Source organism: Pseudomonas sp. WP18, from assembly GCF_036689585.1.
GTDB classification, from domain to species: Bacteria; Pseudomonadota; Gammaproteobacteria; order Pseudomonadales; family Pseudomonadaceae; genus Aquipseudomonas; species Aquipseudomonas chlororaphis_E.
In genome coordinates this window covers 2,810,440-2,829,595 of sequence record NZ_CP144758.1, presented here as the reverse complement: position 1 = coordinate 2,829,595, position 19,156 = coordinate 2,810,440, and the positions used below count along the sequence as shown (strand labels likewise).

The window sequence follows — 19,156 nt, the reverse complement described above, 5'->3', positions numbered from 1 at the left end:
CACATTCAATATCTTCATAGCAGACATACCGCTTTCGCGAGCAAGCCCGCTCCCACACGGGATTTGGGGTATACGCAGCCATTGCATAAAACCAGCAAGACCTGTGGGAGCGGGCTTGCCCGCGAAGACGGCGGCACATCCAACATCTGCATAACAGACACACCGCTTTCGCGGGCAAGCCCGCTCCCACACGTGTCCCCGTTGGGCACGTGGGAGCAAGCCCGCTGGCGAAGCACACGCCGCGGCGAACAGATGATGCCAAATGTGACAATCTTCCCCACTCCACTGCCGTCGCCGGTCGCGCCGCTGTTCAGCGCCGGAAAACCCCAATAACGTCTGCCACAACGGATCAACTCTGATTAAGGATGATGCGCGTGGGGGTTTATCGTCTGCTGCTGGCCTTGCTCGTGGCCATTTCGCACATGGGCGTGACGTTCATGGGGTTCAACCCTGGCGTCGTTGCCGTCGTGTCTTTCCTGATCATCAGCGGCTTCGTGATGACTTCGCTGATCGAGCGCAATTACGGCACAGCCAGGCACGTCGGCCTGTTCTACCTAGATCGAGTGCTGAGGTTGTACCCGCAGTTCCTGCTGTACTTCGTCCTGTCCTGCCTGGTGATCCACTTCCTTTTGCCCGGAACGCCCCAGGCAGAGGCCCTGACCCTGGAAAACATAGCCACCAGCCTGCCGATCCTGCCGCTGGGTTTCTACATGTTCGGCATCACCGTGCCCGAGATCCTGCCGCCAGCCTGGTCCCTCGGGCTGGAAATGTGCTTCTACCTGCTGATCCCCTTCCTGATCCTCTACAAGAGCCGGGGGATTGCCTTCGCGGTATCGGTCACGGTCTTCCTGGTAGCAGCGCTGGGCTACATCAACACCGACCTCTATGGCTATCGCCTGCTGCCTGGAGTGCTGTTCATTTTCCTGTGCGGCAGCTATTTGTACCGCGCTCGGGCAAAGGGGCTGTGGATCGCGGCCATCACCACGATCATCGCCACCTTGCTGTTCGCGGCCATTGTCCTGGGCGTCATTGCCCGGCGCCCGTTCAACGCCGAAGTCACCCTCGGCATTGCCGTGGGCCTGCCCGCCGTGTTCCTGCTGAGCCGCTTGAGGTACCACCGGTTGGATGAACTGTTGGGAAACATCAGCTATGGGGTGTTTCTCAATCACTTTGTGGTGATGTATGTACTGCGCGCGTTCTGGCCGGTGGCATACAGCGAGCTGATTGTCACGGCGGTGCTGGTGCTGTCGTTCGCCTTGAGCGGCGTGTCGTATTACTGGGTCGAGCGGCCGGCACTGAGGCTGCGCCATGCCTTGCGGACCGGCGTGCGGCGTGAAACCGTGCCAGCGCCGACTGGCAGCTCGGTGACGTAGCCACTACAACGGTTATCACCGCGGCGAGGGAGCCGGCGCCCTGGCCACGGAGGGGGCTTTAACCGAAGATCAGAACGTCACGCTGGCGCTCAAGCGTGCGGTGCGCGGCTCACCGACATTCACTTGCAACTGGCTGCCCGTGGAAGACGGGTAGTACTGCTTGTCGAACAGGTTGTCGACGTTCAGTTGCAGCGAGGTTTTGTAACCCAGCACCGGCGCCTCCCAACGCACGAAGGCATCGGCCACGGTGTAGCTGCTCAGCCAGAAGTCGTTGGCATTGTTGGCCGCACGCTCACCCACGTAGCGAGCACCGCCACCGGCGTGCCAGGCACCGAACTCGGCGGGAACGTTCAGGTGATGGGTCAGGTACAGGCTGGCGGTGTGTTTCGGTGCGTCGGCCAGGCGATGGCCTTCGTCGTCCGGGTCATCGAGGATTTCCGTGTGGGTATAGGCGTAGGTGCCGATCAGGTCCCAGCGCTCGGACAGGCGTCCGGTAATGTCCAGCTCCAGGCCTTGGGAACCGACTTTACCGGCGGCTTCCGCCAGGGTCACCCCATTGACCGTGGAAGACGTCACGACGTTCTTCTTGACGATGTCGAACAGCGCCAGGTTGATGTTCAAGCCAGGCAACGGATCGTACTTGGCCCCCACTTCGTAGCTGCGGCCCTCCTCCGGATCGAAGGTGTTGCCGGCGTCGTCCACGGTGTCATTCGGCTTGAACGAGCGGCTGTAGTTACCGTACAGCGACAACGCGTCGGTGGCTTTGTAGACCAGGCCCAGGAACGGTACGAAGGCATCGCCGTTGTCGTCGCGGTTCACTTTGTAGCTACTGCCGCGCCCTTGGTCACCGTACTGGTCGTAGTGCTGGTAGCGTCCCCCCAGGACCAGGATCCAGCGGTCATCGAGGTGCCAGTTGTCCTTCAAGTACACGGAACTGGAGGTCAGCTCGTTGCTCAGATCGCTCTGGGCGGCGCTGACCAGGCTAGGCTCCGGCAAATTGCCATAGACCGGAGCGGTGATGTCGAAACCGGCGCGGACCGCATTGCGATAGGTCTTGCCGCGAAACTGGTTGGAGACCTGGTTATCGACACCGACCAGCAAGTCATGCGCCTGACCGAACAGTTCCTGGTTGCCGATGAAATCCCAGCTCGCGTAACGGGTTTCATCGTCGTAGTGGGCACCGTTTGCTGCCCGGCGCAACGTATTGCCCGTCAGTGAGTTGGGCTGCGCAATCGAAAGACTGTATCGATCATTGTTCCAACCGTAGGTCACGCGAGTCTTCCACGCCTCGCTCAGTTCATACTCGAAACGGGCCGTCGCCGTTTCGCGAATCCCCACGCTCTTGGCCCAGCGCTCGTCGAGGCGCTTGTCGTAGTCGATGTCGACCGGGTGCCCGTTGCGAAACATCGTCCCACGGTCAAACGGGTTGGAATATTCGTTGTACTCATAGCTCAGGTTCAACGAAGCCCGTTCACCGGTCCAGGCCAGGGAGGGCGCGACCAGCGTGCTTTCATTCACACCGTAGTTGCGCCAGTAATCTTCATGACCACGCTCGGCAATCAGCCGATACGCCAACCCGGTATCGCCCACGGGCCCGGTGGTGTCCAGGCCCATGGTGCCGCCGCCTTCGCTGTAGGCAGAGCCGCTCAGGGTGGTGCTCTGGGTGTACTCGGGTTGCTTGCTGATGACATTGATCAGCCCACCGGGCTCCAACGCACCGTACAACATCGAGGCCGGGCCCTTGAGCACTTCGACCCGTTCGGTGGTGGCGCTGAAGTTGTGCCCCAGGTTCGAACGCACGCCGTCGCGCAGGATCGAGCCGTCGTCGTTGGTGCCGAAACCGCGCTTGACCAGCGAGTCCCGCGAGCCGCCCAGGGTATTGCCCTGGCTGACGCCGCTGACGAACTTCATCGCATCGCCCAGCGAACGCACCTGGTAATCGTCCAGCGTCTGCTGGGTCACCACGTTGATCGACTGCGCTTCTTCCTTGATCGGTACGTCGCTCTTGCTGGCCGTGCTGGCTTGCGACGCCGTGTAGCCTTCGTCCTGGAGGATACGACTGCCCTGGATGGCCGTGGCCGGCAGTTCGAGCGCGTCCTGCGCCCACAGTGGGGTGGCGATGAAGCAGCAGGATACGGCGGGTAGTACACAATGGATGAAGACGTTGCGTTTCGCGGAAGGGGTGGAACGATTCAAAGCGCTGCACTCACGGGAGGAATGTTAATGAGAGCGACTATACTTTGAGAATCATTCCCAGTAAATACAAATAGGAGTCAGTTTGCGTGGGAAAGCCCGGGCTTGAAACCCTGGAACACGGGTGAGTGAACGTCTTCGCGAGCAGGCTCGCTCCCACAGTGGTTTGACGGACGGGCTTGCCGTGATATCAAAACGCCCTAATCCGCTAAAGCTTTGGCCCTTGCGGTCGAATGTATTCCATTGAGAGATTTTTTTGCCCAGGAGCAGCGGCATGCAGACGTTAAAGGCCTTGTACGAGTCTATCGAGATGCAGTTTTTCGATACGCTCACGAAAAAATTGTCGAGCCTTTTCCTGCTGGTGATGGTCAGTGCGCTGCTGTACTGGGTGGCCTTGAGCGCCCGTGCCGACATCCTGCTGCAATTGCGCAATGCTCAACTGGACCCGGCGTTGCTGGGGCAGATTGAAGGCCGGCTCGACAGCCTCAGCCATGCCCTGCTCTTCGGCGCCGTCCTGACCCTGGGCATGATCAGTTTCATGGTCTGGTACTTTCGTCACCTGATCGTGCGCCCCGTCACCGCCATGACCAAGGCCCTGGAGGAAATCGCCAACGGTGAAGGCGACCTCTCCAAGGACCTGCCCCTGGTGACCCACGACGAGATCCGCGTGCTGGCCGGCACCTGCAACCGTTTCCTGGCCAAGCAGCGGGAGATCATCAGCAACGTCCAGGCGCTGACCGTGCACATTGCCGTGGAATCGGCGCGCTCGTTGAAGAACATCAGCGACTCCAGCGACAGCGCCACTCACCAGGCCCGGTTCGCCAAGGAAGTGATGGACCAGAGCAACACCGCCGTGGGCCGCATCGAAGAGGTGTCGCGCCAGACCCAGGGCATTTCCAGCACCACCGCGCAGAACCTGAGCATGGCCCGTGACTCCTACGCCGAGCTGCTGGAAGTGACCGGCAACATCAGTGAGATCTCGGCCAGCCTCGGCGAGTTCGCCACGTTGGTGAGCGCGTTGAACCAACGCTCTTCGAGCATCAAGTCCATCGTCGGGTTGATCCAGCAGATCTCGGCCCAGACCAACCTGCTGGCCCTCAACGCCGCCATCGAAGCCGCCCGGGCCGGCGAAAGTGGTCGGGGCTTTGCGGTGGTGGCCGATGAAGTGCGCACCTTGGCACAGAATGTCAGCCGGGCCACCGACGACATCTCGCGCAACATCGACGCGATGCTGGAGGAAGTCAGCTCCACCCACGAGCAGACCACCCAGATCAGCCACAGCGCCCGGGAAACCCAGAAGGTGGTGGAACGGGCCTCCGGCCACTTCGAAAGCATGATCGGCGACTTCGAATCCACCAATGGCAAGCTGGCTGACATTGCCGAGCATATCCAGCAGTTCGCCGACAGCAACACCGGCATCAACGACCGGGTGACCCAGATCCATGCCGACAGCCAGTCGATCGACCAGCGCATGCAGCAGTCGGCGACGGCCACCCGCGACCTGTCCGGCGTTGCCGAAAAGGTCCAGGCGCTGCTGGGCCGGTTCGTGCTGGGCCACGGCAAGCTGGACGCCGCCATCACCCGCGCCAGCGAATGCCGCGATACGCTCCAGGTACGCCTGGAGGCGCTGCATCGCGAGGGCCTGAACCTGTTCGACCAGAGTTACCAATTGGTCCCCGGCACCGATCCCAAGCAATACATGACCTGCTACACCGAGCGCTTCGCCCAGGTCTGCCAGGAGGAATGCGACAAGCTCACCCGTAGCACGCCGGGGGGCAAGGTGTCCTTCATCGTCGACACCAAGGGGTATTGCCCGGTGAACAACAGCTGGGTCTCCAAGCCCCCCACCGGTGACCGTGCCGTGGACCTGCCCGTGTGCCGCAACAAGCGCATCTTCAACGACCCGATCGGCCTGCGCGCGGCGGGCAACGTCCAGCGTTTCCTGCTCCAGACCTACCTGCGCGATACCGGTGAAATCATGACCGAGATCGACGTCCCCTTCTTCTTCGGCGGCCGCCATTGGGGCAACCTGCGGGTAGGGTTCGATGCAGCGGTGTTGTTGGCGGAGTGAGAGTGATCGCCCTGCGACAGGAGTAAGGCCGCAGCCACTTCATCGCTGAGCGGCCGTCTTCGCGGGCAAGCCCGCTCCCACACAAGAGATCTGTGGCGCACCCACCTCTTGAGTCCACCAAAAAACACTGTGGGAGCGGGCTTGCCCGCGAAGGCGGTGGCTCAGTCAACCTCTCATCGACTGACCCACTGCATTCGCGAGCAAGCCCGCTCCCACACAGGGAATCTGTGACGGACACACATCTTGTGCCCCACCAAATAACTCTGTGGGAACGGGCTTGCCCGCGAAAGCGGTGGGTCAGCCAACCTCTTCATCGACTGACCCACTGCATTCGCGAGCAAGCCCGCTCCCACAGGGGGTACCTCAGGGCTGCCGGGTCAGCAGCACTTGGGCCCGGCCTTGCCGCCGTAACGGGCTTCCTGGCGTTCGCGGAAGAACGTCTCGTAGTCCATCAGCGGCTTGTCCGGATGCTGGGTCTGCATGTGCTCGACGTAGTTGTCGTAGTCGGGCATGCCGACCATCAGGCGGGCGGCCTGACCGAGGTATTTACCCAGGCGACTCAAGTCATTGAACATCGTTGCAATCCTCGTTTCAGGCGTCCGGCAGCGGTTGGAAAGGCGCTTCCTTGTCCGTGCGTTCCTTCGTGCCCCAGGCGGCGATGCCGACCTTGAGCGCGTAGAACAGGATGCTGAAGACCACGAACAGGAACAGTGCCGTCAACGTCGCGTTGGTGTAGGCATTGAACACCACGTGCTGCATCTGCTCGATGCTCTTGGCCGGGGCCAGGACTTGCCCGGCGGCCAGCGCCTCGTTGTATTTGCGCGCCAGGGCCAGGAAGCCGATCGCCGGGTTGGCGTCGAACAGCTTGATCAGGCCCGCGGTGGTGGTGCAGATCAGCAGCCAGGTCGCCGGCAGCAGCGTGACCCAGACGTAGCGCTGGCGCTTCATCTTGATCAGCACCACGGTGGCGAGCATCAGCGCGATACCGGCCAGCATCTGGTTGGAGATGCCGAACAGCGGCCACAAGGTGTTGATGCCGCCCAGCGGATCGATCACGCCCTGATACAGCAGGTAACCCCACAGCGCCACGCAACCGGCGGTGGCGATCAGGTTGGCGGTCCAGGATTCGGTGCGCTTGAGGGCCGGCACGAACGAGCCCAGCAGGTCCTGCAGCATGAAGCGCCCGGCACGGGTGCCGGCGTCCACCGCGGTGAGGATGAACAGCGCTTCGAACAGAATCGCGAAGTGGTACCAGAACGCCATGGTGTTCTCACCCGGCAGCACCGAGTGCAGGATCTGCGCGATGCCCACCGCCAGGGTCGGCGCGCCGCCGGCACGGGCCAGGATGGTGGTCTCGCCGATGTCCTTGGCCACGGCCTGCAGGGCGTCCGGAGTGATGGCGAAGCCCCAACTGCTGACGGTCTGCGCCACGGCCACCACGTCGCCGCCGACGATGGCCGCCGGGCTGTTCATGGCAAAGTACACGCCCGGCTCGATCACCGACGCAGCAACCATCGCCATGATCGCCACGAAGGACTCCATGAGCATGCCGCCGTAGCCGATGTAGCGGGCGTTGGTTTCGTTATCCAGCAGCTTGGGCGTGGTGCCCGAGGAAATCAGCGCGTGGAAACCCGAGACCGCGCCACAGGCGATGGTGATGAACAGGAACGGGAACAGACCGCCCTTCCACACCGGGCCCAGGCCATTGGTGAACTGGGTCAGCGCCGGCATTTTCAGCTCGGGCATGGTGACCAGGATGCCGATCGCCAGGGCGACGATGGTGCCGATCTTGAGGAAGGTCGACAGGTAGTCCCGCGGTGCCAGGATCAGCCACACCGGCAGCACGGCGGCGACAAAGCCGTAGCCGATCAGCATCCAGGTGATCTGGATCCCGGTGAAGGTGAAGGCCTTGGCCCAGACCGGGTCGGCGGCGATCTGCCCACCGAGCCAGATCGACCCCAGCAGCAACAGCACGCCGATCAGCGAGATTTCCCCGATGCGGCCCGGGCGGATGTAGCGCATGTAAAGGCCCATGAACATCGCGATCGGGATGGTCGCCATCACCGTGAAGATCCCCCACGGGCTCTCGGCCAGGGCCTTGACCACGATCAGCGCCAGCACCGCGAGGATGATGATCATGATCAGGAAGCAGCCGAACAGCGCGATGGTGCCGGGAATGCGGCCCATTTCCTCGCGGACCATGTCCCCCAGGGAGCGCCCGTTGCGGCGGGTGGACAGGAACAGGACCATGAAGTCCTGCACGGCCCCGGCCAGCACCACGCCGGCGATCAGCCAGAGCGTGCCGGGCAGGTAGCCCATCTGCGCGGCCAGCACCGGCCCGACCAGCGGCCCCGCGCCGGCAATGGCGGCGAAGTGGTGACCGAAGAGGATGTGCTTGTTGGTCGGGACGAAGTCCAGGCCATCGTTGTTGAGCACGGCAGGCGTGGCCCGGCGCGCATCGAGTTGCATCACGTTGTTGGCGATGAAGAGGCTGTAGTAGCGGTAGGCGACCAGGTAGATGGCCACGGCTGCGACGACGATCCAGAGGGCGTTGATGGCTTCGCCGCGGCGCAAGGCCACGACACTCAACGCACAGGCTCCCAGAACAGCCACGGCAAACCAGGCGAGGTGTTTAACCAGACGGGTTGTCATTGCGTGTCTCCTGCCGAGGTCCAGTGGACTGCGGCGATTGTTTTTATAATGTGCCCCGCTATTCGGAGCCGGCCCAATATCCCCGTAGGCCGTCAATAAATAAATCCGTAGTACTACGTAGACCGCCCCTGTGGGAGCGGGCTTGCTCGCGAAGGCGGTGTGTCAGTTAAAGCAGATGTCACTGATCCACCGCATTCGCGAGCAAGCCCGCTCCCACAATGTCGCTGAGTGCCTACGGATTCGATGTCCAGCGCAGGTTACCTCTCCTATTCGGGGGAAGGTTTGGCATATGATGCCGAGCATCCACCTCCCCTCGTCAGGCCCTGACAGGAGTCCAGATGCTGCTCAAACACAAAATCGTCGCCCTCGGAATCTTGCCGCTGGTCCTGGCGATCGCTGTTATCTGCGCCCTGGTGATCTCGCTCAACCGCCAGTTGGGCGACCAACAAGCACAGCTCATCGAAGACAGCATCCTGGCCAGCAAGCGCGCCGAGCTGAAAAACTACGTGGAAATGGCGCAAAGCCTGATCGCCCCGTTGTACAACGACGGCCAGGGCGACGAACGTGCACAGCAGCAAGTGCTGGAAGAACTGCGCAAGCTGAGCTTCGGCATCAACGGTTATTTCTTCGTGTACGACCGCCAGGGCCGCAGCCTCATGCACGCGCGCCAGTCGGAGTTAGTGGGGCGAGACCTGTGGGACATGAAGGACCCTCATGGCCTGCCGGTGATCCAGGCGCTGCTCAAGAGCGCCCAGTCCGGCGAGGGCTTCCAGCGTTATGCCTGGAACAAGCCCTCCTCCGGCCAGGTCACTGAAAAACTGGCCTACGTGGTCATGCTGGACCGCTGGGGATGGATGCTCGGCACCGGGATCTACCTCGAAGACGTCGAGCGCGCCACCCAGCAGGCTCGCGCCGAAGTCGCCCAAGGCATCCACACCACCATGCAGGCCATCGCCGCCATCGCCCTGGTGGCCGTGTTGCTGGTGTTCGCCGGTGGCATGACCCTCAACGTCAGCGAGCACCGCCTGGCCGACAAGAAACTGCAGCGCCTGAACCAGCGCATCGTCAGCCTGCAGGAAGAGGAACGCTCGCGAGTGTCCCGTGAGTTGCACGACGGCATCAGCCAACTGCTGGTGTCGATCAAGTTCCAGTTCGAACTGGCCAGCCATGTGCTGGAAAACGGCCAGGAAAACGGCCTGGGCATTCTCAAGAATGCGACAGACCGCTTGGGCGAAGCCATCGGCGAGATCCGCAGCATCTCCCATGACCTGCGCTCTTCCCTGCTCGATACCCTGGGCCTGCCCGCCGCCATCGGCCAACTCGCCTCCGAGTTCCAGCAGCGCAGCGGGCTGGAGGTGTCCTACCGCACCAATGAGTTCGATTGCCGGCTGGAAAACGGCGCACCGGTCTCGCTGTTCCGCATTGCCCAGGAAGCGCTCACCAACATCGAGCGTCACGCCGGGGCGAAAAGCGTCGGCATCAGCCTGTTCGGCTCCGCCGAGTCCTTGCGCCTGACGGTGGTGGATGATGGCATGGGCTTCAACGTGCCACAGGTCGAGCGGGGGCACGCCGGCATCGGCCTGCGCAATATCCGCGAACGGGTCGAACACTTCGGTGGACGCCTGGAAGTCACCTCAGAACCGGGGCGCAGCGAGCTGGACATCCTTTTGCCCATGAACATGGCGGCCACGTAAAGCTGATGACCCCTGATCCCAAGCTCCCCTTGTCGATGAACCTGCCGCCTGCGATCCGCGTCGCGCTGGTCGATGATCACTCACTGGTGCGCGATGGCATCCGGGCGCTGCTGTCCGTCATGCCACGGCTGAACGTGGTCGGCGAAGCCGAGAACGGCGCACAGGCGATCGAAATGGTCGGCTGCTGCACACCGGACCTGCTGCTGATGGACATCAGCCTCAAGGACATGAACGGCCTTGAGCTGACCCGGCTGCTGGGCAAGCAATACTCGAGCCTGAAGATCCTCATCCTCAGCATGTACGACAACCATGAATACGTGAGCGAGTCGGTGCGCTGCGGTGCCAGCGGCTACGTGCTCAAGAACGCGCCCTCGCGGGAGATCGTCGCGGCGATCGAGGCGATCATCGGCGGCGGCACCTTCTACAGCGCCGAAATCGCCCAGCGCCTGGCCACCGACCCGAACACCGATAACGAACTGACCCCACGGGAAAGCCAGGTGCTGCGCAAGATGGTCGAGGGGTTGAACAACAAGGAAATGGCCCGCGAGCTGGACATCAGCGTGCGTACCGTCGAGACCCATCGCCTGAGCATCCGCCGCAAGCTCAACATCGATAAACCCGCGGCATTGGTGAAGTACGCGATCGACCACGGGATCGTTTCACGCTGACAAAGGCCGCCACACAGAGACAACCCACAGACACTTTTACTACACTGGCCCGTCTTGTCCCCTTCCCTTGCGAGACGTCCCATCCCCATGAAAACCATAACAAGCACGATGACGTTCTGCGGCCTGCTGGCCTTGTGTGGCAATGCCCTGGCCGAGCCTGGCGCCTCTCACCTGGACGAGGTCCTGCAACGCGGCGAACTCAAGGTGTGCACCACCGGCGACTACAAGCCCTACACCTACAAGGCTGAAAGCGGCGACTACGAAGGGATCGACATCGACATGGCGCGTTCGCTGGCCGCGAGCCTGGGCGTCAAGGTGCAATGGGTCCAGACCACCTGGAAAACCCTGATGCCGGACATGCTGGCGGGCAAGTGCGACATTGGCATGGGCGGGATCTCGGTGACCCTGGAGCGCCAGAAGAAAGCCTACTTCAGTAACACCCTGGACGTGGATGGCAAGATCCCGCTGGTGCGCTGCGAAGACCAGTCGCGCTACCAGACTCTCGAACAGATCAACCAACCCTCGGTACGCCTGGTGGAGCCGGCCGGTGGCACCAACGAAGCCTTCGTCCGCGCCTTCGTACCCAAGGGCCAGCTCGCCTTCCACGACAACTTGACCATCTTCCAGGAACTGCTGGACAAGCGCGCCGACGTGATGATCACCGACGCCTCGGAGGCGCTCTACCAGCAGAAACTCAAGCCTGGCCTGTGTGCCGTCAACCCGACCCACTACCTGCAGTATGGCGAGAAGGCCTACCTGCTGCCGCGCGACGACAGCACCTGGAAGATGTACGTCGACCAGTGGCTGCACCTGAGCAAGGCGAACGGCAGCTATCAGAAAGTGATTGGCCAGTGGCTGGCGGTTCCCGCCGCTCAGTGACGGCGACGCCGCATTGAAACCCTGTGGGAGCGAGCTCGCGAAGACGCCAGCCCGCCCGGCAAAGTTGCAGACGGGTCCACCGCCTTCGCGAGCAAGCTCGCTCCCACAGGGTTTGGCCCCCCTTTGCCATGGAGGGTTGTGGGGCGGCCTACGGCTTGATGTTCTTCAATTCATTGAGCAGCCCCAGCAGTTGCTGCATCTTTTGCTCGCCGAACTGCGCTTCGATCCGTCGGTAGTTGCCTTCCATGCCTTCGCTCATCGACTCGAAGCACTGCTCGCCGCGTTCGGTCAACGCCACGAACACCCGACGCTGATCCTGGCTGGATTTCTGCCGGCGCACCAGGCCATCGCGCTCCAGGCGGCTGAGCACACCGGTCATGCTCGGCTTGAGGATGCAGGCCTGCTGGGCAAGCTGGTGGCTTTCCAGTTCGCCTTGCTGGTGCAGGATGCGGATCACCCGCCATTGCTGCTCGGTGAGGTCATGCTGGTTCAACGCGGGACGGAAAAAAGCCATGGCGGCTTCACGGGCTTGCAACAGGGTCAGCGTCAGGGAGGGTCTGGGGTTGGCCATGTTCGAACTGCTTGGGTGGGCGAACGGGCAGCTTAGTGGCGCAGGCAAGGCGCTGCAAGACACCTGTGGCGAGGAAGCTTGCTCGCGCTCGATTGCGCAGCAATCGTCAAAAGCCTCGGGCTATTGCTCACCCCAGCGCAAGCAAGCTCCCTCGCCACATAAGCACGTGTTCAATCGCAGGGAAGTTCAGCGCAACCCCGACTGCCGTTGGCGATACTCGCCCGGCGTGAGCTGGGCATAGCGCTGGAAAAACCGGCTGAAATAGGCCGGATCCTTGAAACCAAGCTGGTAGCAGATTTCATTGGCCGAACTGCCGGTAAACAGCAGCAGACGCTTGGCCTCCTGCATCAAGCGCTCCATGATCAACCGCTTGGAAGGCAGGTCGGCGATGCGCCGGCACACGTCGTTGAGGCGCGCCTCGGTCACCCCGATGCCCTCGGCATAGCGCGACAGCGGCCAATGCTGCAGGTAGTGGGCTTCGATCAGCTCGTTGAAGCGGTGGAAGATCTTCAGGTCTTCATGCCGCGCCGGCCGGGCTTCCAGGGAGTTGGTACACAAGCGCAGCAGGCTGATCATGATCAGCCGTGTCAATCCGTCCAGGGCCACGTTGCGCCCTGGCCGCGCGGCCGCCACCTCCTCGCTCAGTTGCTCGAACAGGTACTCCAGCCGTCCCACCTCCCCCGCCAACTCCGGCCCCAGTTGCGCCAGCGCCACGCAGGCCGCCGGCAGTTGCACACCGGCCGGCGCCAGGCTCGGATCGGCGTCGATCAACTGCCACACCAACTGCTGGCGCACCGTCAACACATGCCCGTCACTGTCGGCCTCGGTCACGAAGGCATGCGCGATGGTGGGCGGCGTGAGAAAGAACATCGGGCCCGATTCGACGTATTGCTGGTCGTCGAGATACACCCGCACGGTGCCGCTCTTGACGTAGTGCACCTGGAAGAAGCGATCGTGGCGGTGCACCGGCATGTTGCGACCGAAAAAATCCGCGAGGTTGGCGAGCCGGTCGTAATGCACCTCGGCATCGCTGTAGCGCTGGTCGTACACCTGGCCGATGTTGATGTTGGGGATCGGTTGACGATCGGTCATCACGCAGTACTCGTTTTTATTCTGATTCAAGCGTCGCCGAGCCCCATCCTGCAACGAATCCGGAAGGTCATCCAGCGCCCGGTCATTCTGCCACGCTTGACGATAGTTAACATCTTAATTATAACTGTTAACACATTAACAATAACGCAGAGCCCTCATCCCTCTGCACCGCCAGGAGACAAGCATGAGCCGTGCCCTGCATGACGTCGCTAACGGCACCCTGTTCGGGGTCGCGCTGAACTACCAGGGGCTGCTGAAACAGCACCTCGCCGAGTTCGAGCAGCCGCCCTACCAGAAACCGCCGGTCAAGCCGGTGCTGTTCATCAAGACGCCCAACACCCGTAATCGACACGACGCCGACGTGGTCCATCCCGGCCACGGCGAGCGGCTGCAACCAGGGCCGGCCCTGGGCGTGGTGATGGGCAAGTCGGCCAGCCGCGTCAGCGCCGCCGAGGCGCTGGGCTACGTGGCCGGCTACACCGTCGTCAACGAATTCAGCCTGCCGGAAGACAGCTACTACCGCCCCGCCGTCAAGGCCAAGTGCCGGGATGGCTCGTGCGCCATCGGGCCGGAGCTGGTGCCGACCGCCAACCTCGCCGATCCCCACAGCCTGGCGATCACGCTGTACGTCAACGGCGAGGCACGCCAGCAAAACAGCACGGCCAACTTCGTTCGCAACATCCCCCAACTGATTGCCGAGATCAGCGAGTTCATGACCCTGCACGCCGGCGACGTGTTGATCACCGGCACGCCCGAGGGCCGGGTCGACGTGGTGCCTGGCGACCGCGTCGAAGTGCACATCAACGGCGTGGGCCGTCTCGTCAATACCGTCGTAGCCGAGCAGCCAGGAGCCGTTTCATGAAACACGCGCGCATTCGTTTTGAAGGCCAGGTCCACGCCGTCACCGTTGAAGCCGGCAATGCCGTGCGCTTGCTCGACGGTCGCCTGCTGGGCGAAGACCAGGTCGAGTGGCTGCCGCCGGCCACCGGCAACATGTTCGCCCTGGGCCTGAACTACGCCGACCACGCCGCCGAACTGGCCTTCAAGCCGCCGACCGAGCCCCTGGCGTTCATCAAGTCGCCGGGCACCTACACCGGCCACAACCAAAAGACCTGGCGCCCGGACAACGTCGCCTACATGCATTACGAGTGCGAACTCGTGGCGGTCATCGGCAAAACCGCCCGTAACGTCAAGCGCGAAAATGCGCTGGACTACCTGGCCGGCTACACCGTGTGCAACGACTACGCGATCCGCGACTACCTGGAAAACTACTACCGCCCCAACCTGCGGGTGAAGAACCGCGACGCCACCACCCCTGTCGGGCCATGGATCGTCGACGTCGCCGACGTGCCGGACCCGAGCGACCTGAAACTGCGCACCTGGATCAACGGTGAGCTGCGCCAGGAAGGCAGCACCAAGGACATGATCTTCGACATCCCGTACCTGATCGAATACCTGTCCAGCTTCATGACCCTGCAACCCGGCGACATGATCGCCACCGGCACGCCCGAAGGCCTGGCCGACGTGGTGCCCGGTGATGAAGTGGTGGTGGAAGTGGAAGGCGTCGGCCGCCTGGTCAACCGAATTGTCAGCGAAGCCGCGTTCTTCGCATCCCGTAAAGAGGCTTGAGCACGATGATCAAACACTGGATCAACGGCCGTGAGGTCGAAAGCAAAGACGTCTTCGTCAACTACAACCCGGCCACCGGCGAAGCCATTGGCGAAGTCGCCAGCGGCGGCGCCGAGGAAGTCGCCCAGGCCGTAGCCGCCGCCAAGGATGCCTTCCCGAAGTGGGCCAACACGCCCGCCAAGGAACGCGCCCGGTTGATGCGCAAGCTCGGAGAGCTGATCGAGCAGAACGTGCCGAAACTGGCCGAACTGGAAACCCTCGACACCGGCTTGCCGATCCACCAGACCCGCAACGTGCTGATCCCGCGGGCGTCCCACAACTTCGATTTCTTCGCCGAAGTGTGCACCCGGATGGACGGCCACACCTACCCGGTCGACGACCAGATGCTCAACTACACCCTGTACCAGCCGGTGGGGGTCTGCGGCCTGGTGTCGCCGTGGAACGTGCCGTTCATGACCGCGACCTGGAAGACCGCGCCGTGCCTGGCCTTGGGCAACACCGCTGTGCTGAAGATGTCCGAGCTGTCGCCGTTGACCGCCAATGAACTGGGGCGACTGGCCGTCGAGGCCGGGATCCCCAACGGTGTGCTCAACGTGATCCAGGGCTACGGCGTCACGGCGGGCGATGCATTGGTGCGTCACCCGGATGTGCGGGCAATCTCCTTTACCGGCGGCACCGCCACCGGCAAGAAAATCATGCAGACCGCCGGGCTGAAGAAGTACTCCATGGAGCTGGGCGGCAAATCGCCGGTGCTGATTTTCGAAGACGCGGACCTGGAGCGGGCCCTTGATGCGGCGCTGTTCACGATTTTCTCGCTCAACGGCGAACGTTGCACCGCTGGCAGTCGGATCTTCATCCAGGAAAGCGTCTACCCGCAGTTCGTCGCCGAATTCGCCGCCCGTGCCAAACGCTTGATCGTGGGCGACCCCCAAGACCCCAAGACCCAGGTCGGCTCGATGATCACCCAGGCCCACTACGACAAGGTCACCGGTTACATCAGGATCGGCCTCGAAGAAGGCGCCACCCTGCTGGCCGGTGGCCTGGAACGCCCGGCCAACCTGCCTGCACACTTGAGTCGCGGCCAGTTCATCCAGCCGACGGTGTTCGCCGACGTGAACAACAAAATGCGCATCGCCCAGGAAGAGATCTTCGGCCCGGTGGTCTGCCTGATCCCGTTCAAGGACGAAGCCCAGGCGTTGCAACTGGCAAACGACACCGAGTACGGCCTGGCGTCGTACATCTGGACCCAGGACATCGGCAAGGCCCATCGCCTGGCCCATGGCATCGAGGCCGGCATGGTGTTCATCAACAGCCAGAACGTGCGCGACCTGCGCCAGCCTTTCGGCGGCGTGAAGGGTTCCGGAACCGGGCGCGAAGGTGGACAGTACAGCTTTGAAGTGTTTGCCGAGATCAAGAACGTTTGTATTTCCATGGGCGGTCATCACATTCCACGGTGGGGCGTGTAATCCATGGCTGGGGGCTAACTCTGTGGCGAGGGGATTTATCCCCGCTGGGGCGCGAAGCGGCCCTGAATCAGTCAACCTCGATCAACCTGACACACCGAGGTGTTTGATTTGAGGTCTGCTGTGCAGCCCAGCGGGGATAAATCCCCTCGCCACAAGAGCTGCGGTCCAGTTGAACAAGCTGTGATTCACCGATTACCCAAGACTCAACAAGAACAACTTTTTCAGGAGAATCATCATGGGCGAAGTCGTCCTGGCTGCGAAGATCTGCCACGTTCCCTCGATGTACCTGTCGGAGCTGCCCGGTAAACACCACGGTTGCCGCGAGGCCGCGATCGCCGGCCACAAGGAAATCGGCCGTCGCGCCCGCGAGCTGGGCGCCGACACGGCCGTGGTGTTCGACGTGCACTGGCTGGTCAACAGCGCCTACCACGTCAACAGCGGCGAGCATTTCAAGGGCATCTACACCAGTAACGAGCTGCCGCATTTCATCAAGAACATGGAGTACGAATACGCGGGCGCCCCGGAACTGGGCGAGTTGATCGCCGCCGAAGCCAACGCCGCCGACGTTCGCACCCTGGCCCACAACATCCCCAGCCTGGAGCTGGAGTACGGCACGCTGGTGCCCATGCGCTACATGCACATGGACGTCCCGCCGGCGCAGAAACTCAATGTGGTGTCGATTGCCGCCTGGTGCGCCTGGCATCGCCTGCAAGACAGCTTCACCTTTGGCGCCGCCGTGCGCCGGGCCATCGAGAAGAGCGACCGCAAGGTCCTGGTGCTCGCCTCCGGTTCGCTGTCCCACCGGTTTTCCGATGATCGCAACGCCGAAGCCAACATCCACAACTGGACCCGTGAGTTCGACAAGCAGGTGGACCTGCACGTGGTGCAGATGTGGCGCGAAGGCCGCTGGAAGGAGTTCTGCGCCATGCTCCCGGACTACGCCGAACACTGCTTCGGCGAAGGCAAGATGCATGACACCGCCATGCTCCTGGGGTTGCTCGGCGGAGCGGACTACGACAAGCCGGCCGAAATCATCACCGAACCGTTCGGCAGCTCGGGCACCGGCCAGATCAACGCCATTTTCCCGGTTTGAAACGCCTGCGCAGGAGCACCGACCATGCCGCACTTCATCGCTGAATACACCGACAACATCGAACACCAGGCCGATTTGCCCGGCCTGTTTGAAAAGGTCCACGCCCTGCTCGGCGACAGCGGCGTGTTCCCCCTCGGCGGCATCCGCAGCCGGGGTGTGCGCCTGGACACCTGGCGCATGGCCGACGCCAAGCACGACTACGCCTTCGTGCACATGACGTTGAAAGTCGGCCATGGCCGCGACCTCGCCACCCGCGAGAAGGTCGCGCAGAAACTCTTCGAGGTGATCACTGCGCACTTCGCCGACTTGCAGGCCCAGCGTCTGCTGGCCCTGTCGTTCGAGATGATCGAGTTGCACGAGCACCTCAACTTCAAGGCCAACAACGTCCATGCCTTCCTCAAGGCCCAGGCGGGATAGCCACGCCCGATCGCTTGCCCCTATCGGCCTCTCGGACAAAAAGTACAAGATCATGAGCACAGCCAATCCCGCTGGCACTGCCGGCTCCGTCGTGCACGACCGCACCCATGCCACGATCACCTGGCGGCTGATGCCGTTGTTGCTGGTCTGCTACCTGTTCGCCCATCTGGACCGGATCAACATCGGCTTTGCCAAGATGCAGATGAGCGCCGACCTGCAGTTCAGCGACACGGTCTACGGCTTCGGCGCCGGCCTGTTCTTCATCGCCTATGCGCTGTTCGGCGTGCCGAGCAACATGGCCCTGGACCGGGTCGGCCCGCGCCGCTGGATCGCCACGCTGATGGTGGTCTGGGGAGCCTTGTCCACCGGCATGTTCCTGATTGAAAGCGCCGCCGGTTTCTACCTGCTGCGTTTTCTGCTGGGGGTGGCCGAAGCCGGGTTCTTCCCGGGGATCCTGGTGTTCCTCAACCGCTGGTACCCGGCACGCCGGCGCGCCCAGGTGACCGCGCTGTTCGCCATCGCCGTGCCGATGGCGGGCGTGATCGGCGGGCCGCTGTCGGGGGCGATCCTCGAACATTTCCACGATGTCGGCGGCCTGCGTGGCTGGCAATGGATGTTCGTCATCGAGGGGCTGCCGGTGATCCTCCTGGGCCTGGTCGTACTCAAGTGCCTGCCCGACAGTTACCAAAGCGTCAGCTGGCTCTCACCCCACGCCAAGCAGCACCTGCGCGAACAACTGAGCGTGGAGGAACAGCGAAAATCCATCACCTCGTTTTCGGCGATCCTCGCTAACCCCCAGGTCTGGTTGCTGGTGGCGGTGTACTTCGCCGTGATGCTGGCGGTGAACACCCTGGCTTTCTGGATGCCCACCCTGATCCACGGCGCCGGCATCGGCAGCGAAGGCCAGGTCGGCTTGCTCAGCGCGGTGCCTTACCTGGCCGGTTGCTTCTTCATGATCGGTTGTGGCCGCTCCTCCGACCGCCACCGCGAACGTCGCTGGCACCTCTGCGTACCGTTGTTGATGGCGGCAGCCGGTATCGCCATCGCCGGGCTCTCTCCCGGCAATCCGACCCTGGTGCTCGGCGGCCTGATTGTCGCCGGCATGGGCGCCAGTGCGGCGTTGCCGATGTTCTGGCAACTGCCGCCGGCGTTTCTCTCCAACAACACCCAGGCCGCCGGAATCGCCCTGATCAGCTCCTTTGGCAGCATCGCCTCATTCTTCGCGCCGTACCTCATCGGCTGGATGCGGGACACCACGCAGAGCGCCAGCCTGGCCCTGTATGTCCTGGCGCTGTTCATCACCCTGGGTGGCCTGCTGGTGCTGCGCACCCGGGCCGCCGTCGTCAATCCTCAATAGA

General features: G+C 62.7%; 16 protein-coding genes. 11 read left to right on the top strand and 5 right to left on the bottom strand.

The genetic code is table 11. The features are described from left to right. Nucleotides 1-374 precede the first annotated feature (374 nt). Nucleotides 375-1,373 (top strand): acyltransferase, encoded by a 999-nt coding sequence (locus tag V5F23_RS12625; RefSeq protein ID WP_338498621.1) that lies wholly within the window; start codon nt 375-377, stop codon nt 1,371-1,373. A 69-nt stretch (nt 1,374-1,442) separates the two neighbouring features. Here the strand turns inward: V5F23_RS12625 and V5F23_RS12620 are convergent, their stop codons facing one another. Continuing rightward, nucleotides 1,443-3,569 (bottom strand): TonB-dependent siderophore receptor, encoded by a 2,127-nt coding sequence (locus V5F23_RS12620; protein WP_212803750.1) that lies wholly within the window; start codon nt 3,567-3,569, stop codon nt 1,443-1,445. 271 nt (nt 3,570-3,840) lie between these two features. On the opposite strand from V5F23_RS12620, the gene V5F23_RS12615 reads away from it, so the two are divergent. Next, on the top strand, nt 3,841-5,637 hold the full coding sequence (locus tag V5F23_RS12615) for a methyl-accepting chemotaxis protein (protein ID WP_047738109.1): 1,797 nt from the start codon (nt 3,841-3,843) through the stop codon (nt 5,635-5,637). Between the two features lie 377 nt (nt 5,638-6,014). On the opposite strand, the gene V5F23_RS12610 is transcribed toward V5F23_RS12615, so the two are convergent. Both V5F23_RS12610 and V5F23_RS12605 read right to left on the bottom strand, forming a co-directional pair. After that, nucleotides 6,015-6,212, bottom strand: a complete 198-nt coding sequence (locus V5F23_RS12610) for a YbdD/YjiX family protein (protein ID WP_042730733.1) — start codon at nt 6,210-6,212, stop codon at nt 6,015-6,017. 16 nt (nt 6,213-6,228) lie between these two features. Beyond that, nucleotides 6,229-8,289 carry a carbon starvation CstA family protein gene (locus V5F23_RS12605; protein ID WP_212803749.1) on the bottom strand — a complete coding sequence of 687 codons (2,061 nt, stop codon included), beginning with the start codon at nt 8,287-8,289 and terminating at the stop codon, nt 6,229-6,231. Nucleotides 8,290-8,627: 338 nt separating this feature from the next. Between V5F23_RS12605 and V5F23_RS12600 the strand changes: the two genes are divergently transcribed. The 3 genes from V5F23_RS12600 (at nt 8,628) to V5F23_RS12590 (ending at nt 11,530) form a co-directional block, all read left to right on the top strand. Next, a complete protein-coding gene (locus V5F23_RS12600; protein ID WP_042731930.1) occupies nt 8,628-9,983 on the top strand; it encodes a cache domain-containing protein in 1,356 nt (451 codons plus the stop codon). 35 nt (nt 9,984-10,018) lie between these two features. Beyond that, on the top strand, nt 10,019-10,651 hold the full coding sequence (locus V5F23_RS12595; protein ID WP_338498904.1) for a response regulator transcription factor: 633 nt from the start codon (nt 10,019-10,021) through the stop codon (nt 10,649-10,651). A gap of 87 nt (nt 10,652-10,738) precedes the next feature. Beyond that, nucleotides 10,739-11,530 carry a transporter substrate-binding domain-containing protein gene (locus tag V5F23_RS12590; protein WP_338498614.1) on the top strand — a complete coding sequence of 264 codons (792 nt, stop codon included), beginning with the start codon at nt 10,739-10,741 and terminating at the stop codon, nt 11,528-11,530. A 148-nt stretch (nt 11,531-11,678) separates the two neighbouring features. Here V5F23_RS12590 and hpaR read toward each other — a convergent pair whose 3' ends face one another. Together hpaR and hpaA are read right to left on the bottom strand one after the other, a co-directional pair. After that, nucleotides 11,679-12,101 carry a homoprotocatechuate degradation operon regulator HpaR gene (gene hpaR, locus V5F23_RS12585; RefSeq protein WP_042731932.1) on the bottom strand — a complete coding sequence of 141 codons (423 nt, stop codon included), beginning with the start codon at nt 12,099-12,101 and terminating at the stop codon, nt 11,679-11,681. A gap of 186 nt (nt 12,102-12,287) precedes the next feature. Next, nucleotides 12,288-13,193: a 4-hydroxyphenylacetate catabolism regulatory protein HpaA gene (gene hpaA / locus V5F23_RS12580; RefSeq protein WP_042731933.1), complete on the bottom strand. Its 906-nt coding sequence runs from the start codon at nt 13,191-13,193 to the stop codon at nt 12,288-12,290. Nucleotides 13,194-13,377: 184 nt separating this feature from the next. Here hpaA and V5F23_RS12575 point away from each other — a divergent pair, with 184 nt between their 5' ends. The 6 genes from V5F23_RS12575 (at nt 13,378) to V5F23_RS12550 (ending at nt 19,155) form a co-directional block, all read left to right on the top strand. Then, nucleotides 13,378-14,055: a fumarylacetoacetate hydrolase family protein gene (locus V5F23_RS12575; RefSeq protein WP_042731934.1), complete on the top strand. Its 678-nt coding sequence runs from the start codon at nt 13,378-13,380 to the stop codon at nt 14,053-14,055. Continuing rightward, a complete protein-coding gene (locus V5F23_RS12570) occupies nt 14,052-14,822 on the top strand; it encodes a fumarylacetoacetate hydrolase family protein (protein ID WP_042731935.1) in 771 nt (256 codons plus the stop codon). Before V5F23_RS12575 ends, V5F23_RS12570 begins: the two co-directional genes overlap by 4 nt. A 5-nt stretch (nt 14,823-14,827) precedes the next feature. Then, nucleotides 14,828-16,288: a 5-carboxymethyl-2-hydroxymuconate semialdehyde dehydrogenase gene (gene hpaE, locus V5F23_RS12565; protein WP_042731936.1), complete on the top strand. Its 1,461-nt coding sequence runs from the start codon at nt 14,828-14,830 to the stop codon at nt 16,286-16,288. Nucleotides 16,289-16,523: 235 nt separating this feature from the next. Further along, nucleotides 16,524-17,381, top strand: a complete 858-nt coding sequence (hpaD, locus tag V5F23_RS12560; RefSeq protein WP_042732639.1) for a 3,4-dihydroxyphenylacetate 2,3-dioxygenase — start codon at nt 16,524-16,526, stop codon at nt 17,379-17,381. A gap of 24 nt (nt 17,382-17,405) precedes the next feature. Further along, the gene (locus V5F23_RS12555) at nt 17,406-17,798 is read left to right on the top strand and encodes a 5-carboxymethyl-2-hydroxymuconate isomerase (RefSeq protein ID WP_047738104.1); all 393 of its coding nucleotides are present in this window, start codon (nt 17,406-17,408) and stop codon (nt 17,796-17,798) included. A 52-nt stretch (nt 17,799-17,850) separates the two neighbouring features. Continuing rightward, on the top strand, nt 17,851-19,155 hold the full coding sequence (locus V5F23_RS12550) for an MFS transporter (RefSeq protein WP_047738101.1): 1,305 nt from the start codon (nt 17,851-17,853) through the stop codon (nt 19,153-19,155). Nucleotide 19,156: the final 1 nt, after the last annotated feature.

What these genes read in the sequence shown, in the direction of transcription:
- V5F23_RS12615 (WP_047738109.1), top strand. Translation starts at nt 3,841, where the DNA reads ATGCAGACGTTAAAGGCCTTGTACGAGTCTATCGAGATGCAGTTTTTC.
- V5F23_RS12610 (WP_042730733.1), bottom strand. Translation starts at nt 6,212, where the DNA reads ATGTTCAATGACTTGAGTCGCCTGGGTAAATACCTCGGTCAGGCCGCC.
- V5F23_RS12605 (WP_212803749.1), bottom strand. Translation starts at nt 8,289, where the DNA reads ATGACAACCCGTCTGGTTAAACACCTCGCCTGGTTTGCCGTGGCTGTT.
- V5F23_RS12600 (WP_042731930.1), top strand. Translation starts at nt 8,628, where the DNA reads ATGCTGCTCAAACACAAAATCGTCGCCCTCGGAATCTTGCCGCTGGTC.
- V5F23_RS12595 (WP_338498904.1), top strand. Translation starts at nt 10,019, where the DNA reads ATGAACCTGCCGCCTGCGATCCGCGTCGCGCTGGTCGATGATCACTCA.
- V5F23_RS12590 (WP_338498614.1), top strand. Translation starts at nt 10,739, where the DNA reads ATGAAAACCATAACAAGCACGATGACGTTCTGCGGCCTGCTGGCCTTG.
- hpaR (WP_042731932.1), bottom strand. Translation starts at nt 12,101, where the DNA reads ATGGCCAACCCCAGACCCTCCCTGACGCTGACCCTGTTGCAAGCCCGT.
- hpaA (WP_042731933.1), bottom strand. Translation starts at nt 13,193, where the DNA reads ATGACCGATCGTCAACCGATCCCCAACATCAACATCGGCCAGGTGTAC.
- V5F23_RS12575 (WP_042731934.1), top strand. Translation starts at nt 13,378, where the DNA reads ATGAGCCGTGCCCTGCATGACGTCGCTAACGGCACCCTGTTCGGGGTC.
- V5F23_RS12570 (WP_042731935.1), top strand. Translation starts at nt 14,052, where the DNA reads ATGAAACACGCGCGCATTCGTTTTGAAGGCCAGGTCCACGCCGTCACC.
- hpaE (WP_042731936.1), top strand. Translation starts at nt 14,828, where the DNA reads ATGATCAAACACTGGATCAACGGCCGTGAGGTCGAAAGCAAAGACGTC.
- hpaD (WP_042732639.1), top strand. Translation starts at nt 16,524, where the DNA reads ATGGGCGAAGTCGTCCTGGCTGCGAAGATCTGCCACGTTCCCTCGATG.
- V5F23_RS12555 (WP_047738104.1), top strand. Translation starts at nt 17,406, where the DNA reads ATGCCGCACTTCATCGCTGAATACACCGACAACATCGAACACCAGGCC.
- V5F23_RS12550 (WP_047738101.1), top strand. Translation starts at nt 17,851, where the DNA reads ATGAGCACAGCCAATCCCGCTGGCACTGCCGGCTCCGTCGTGCACGAC.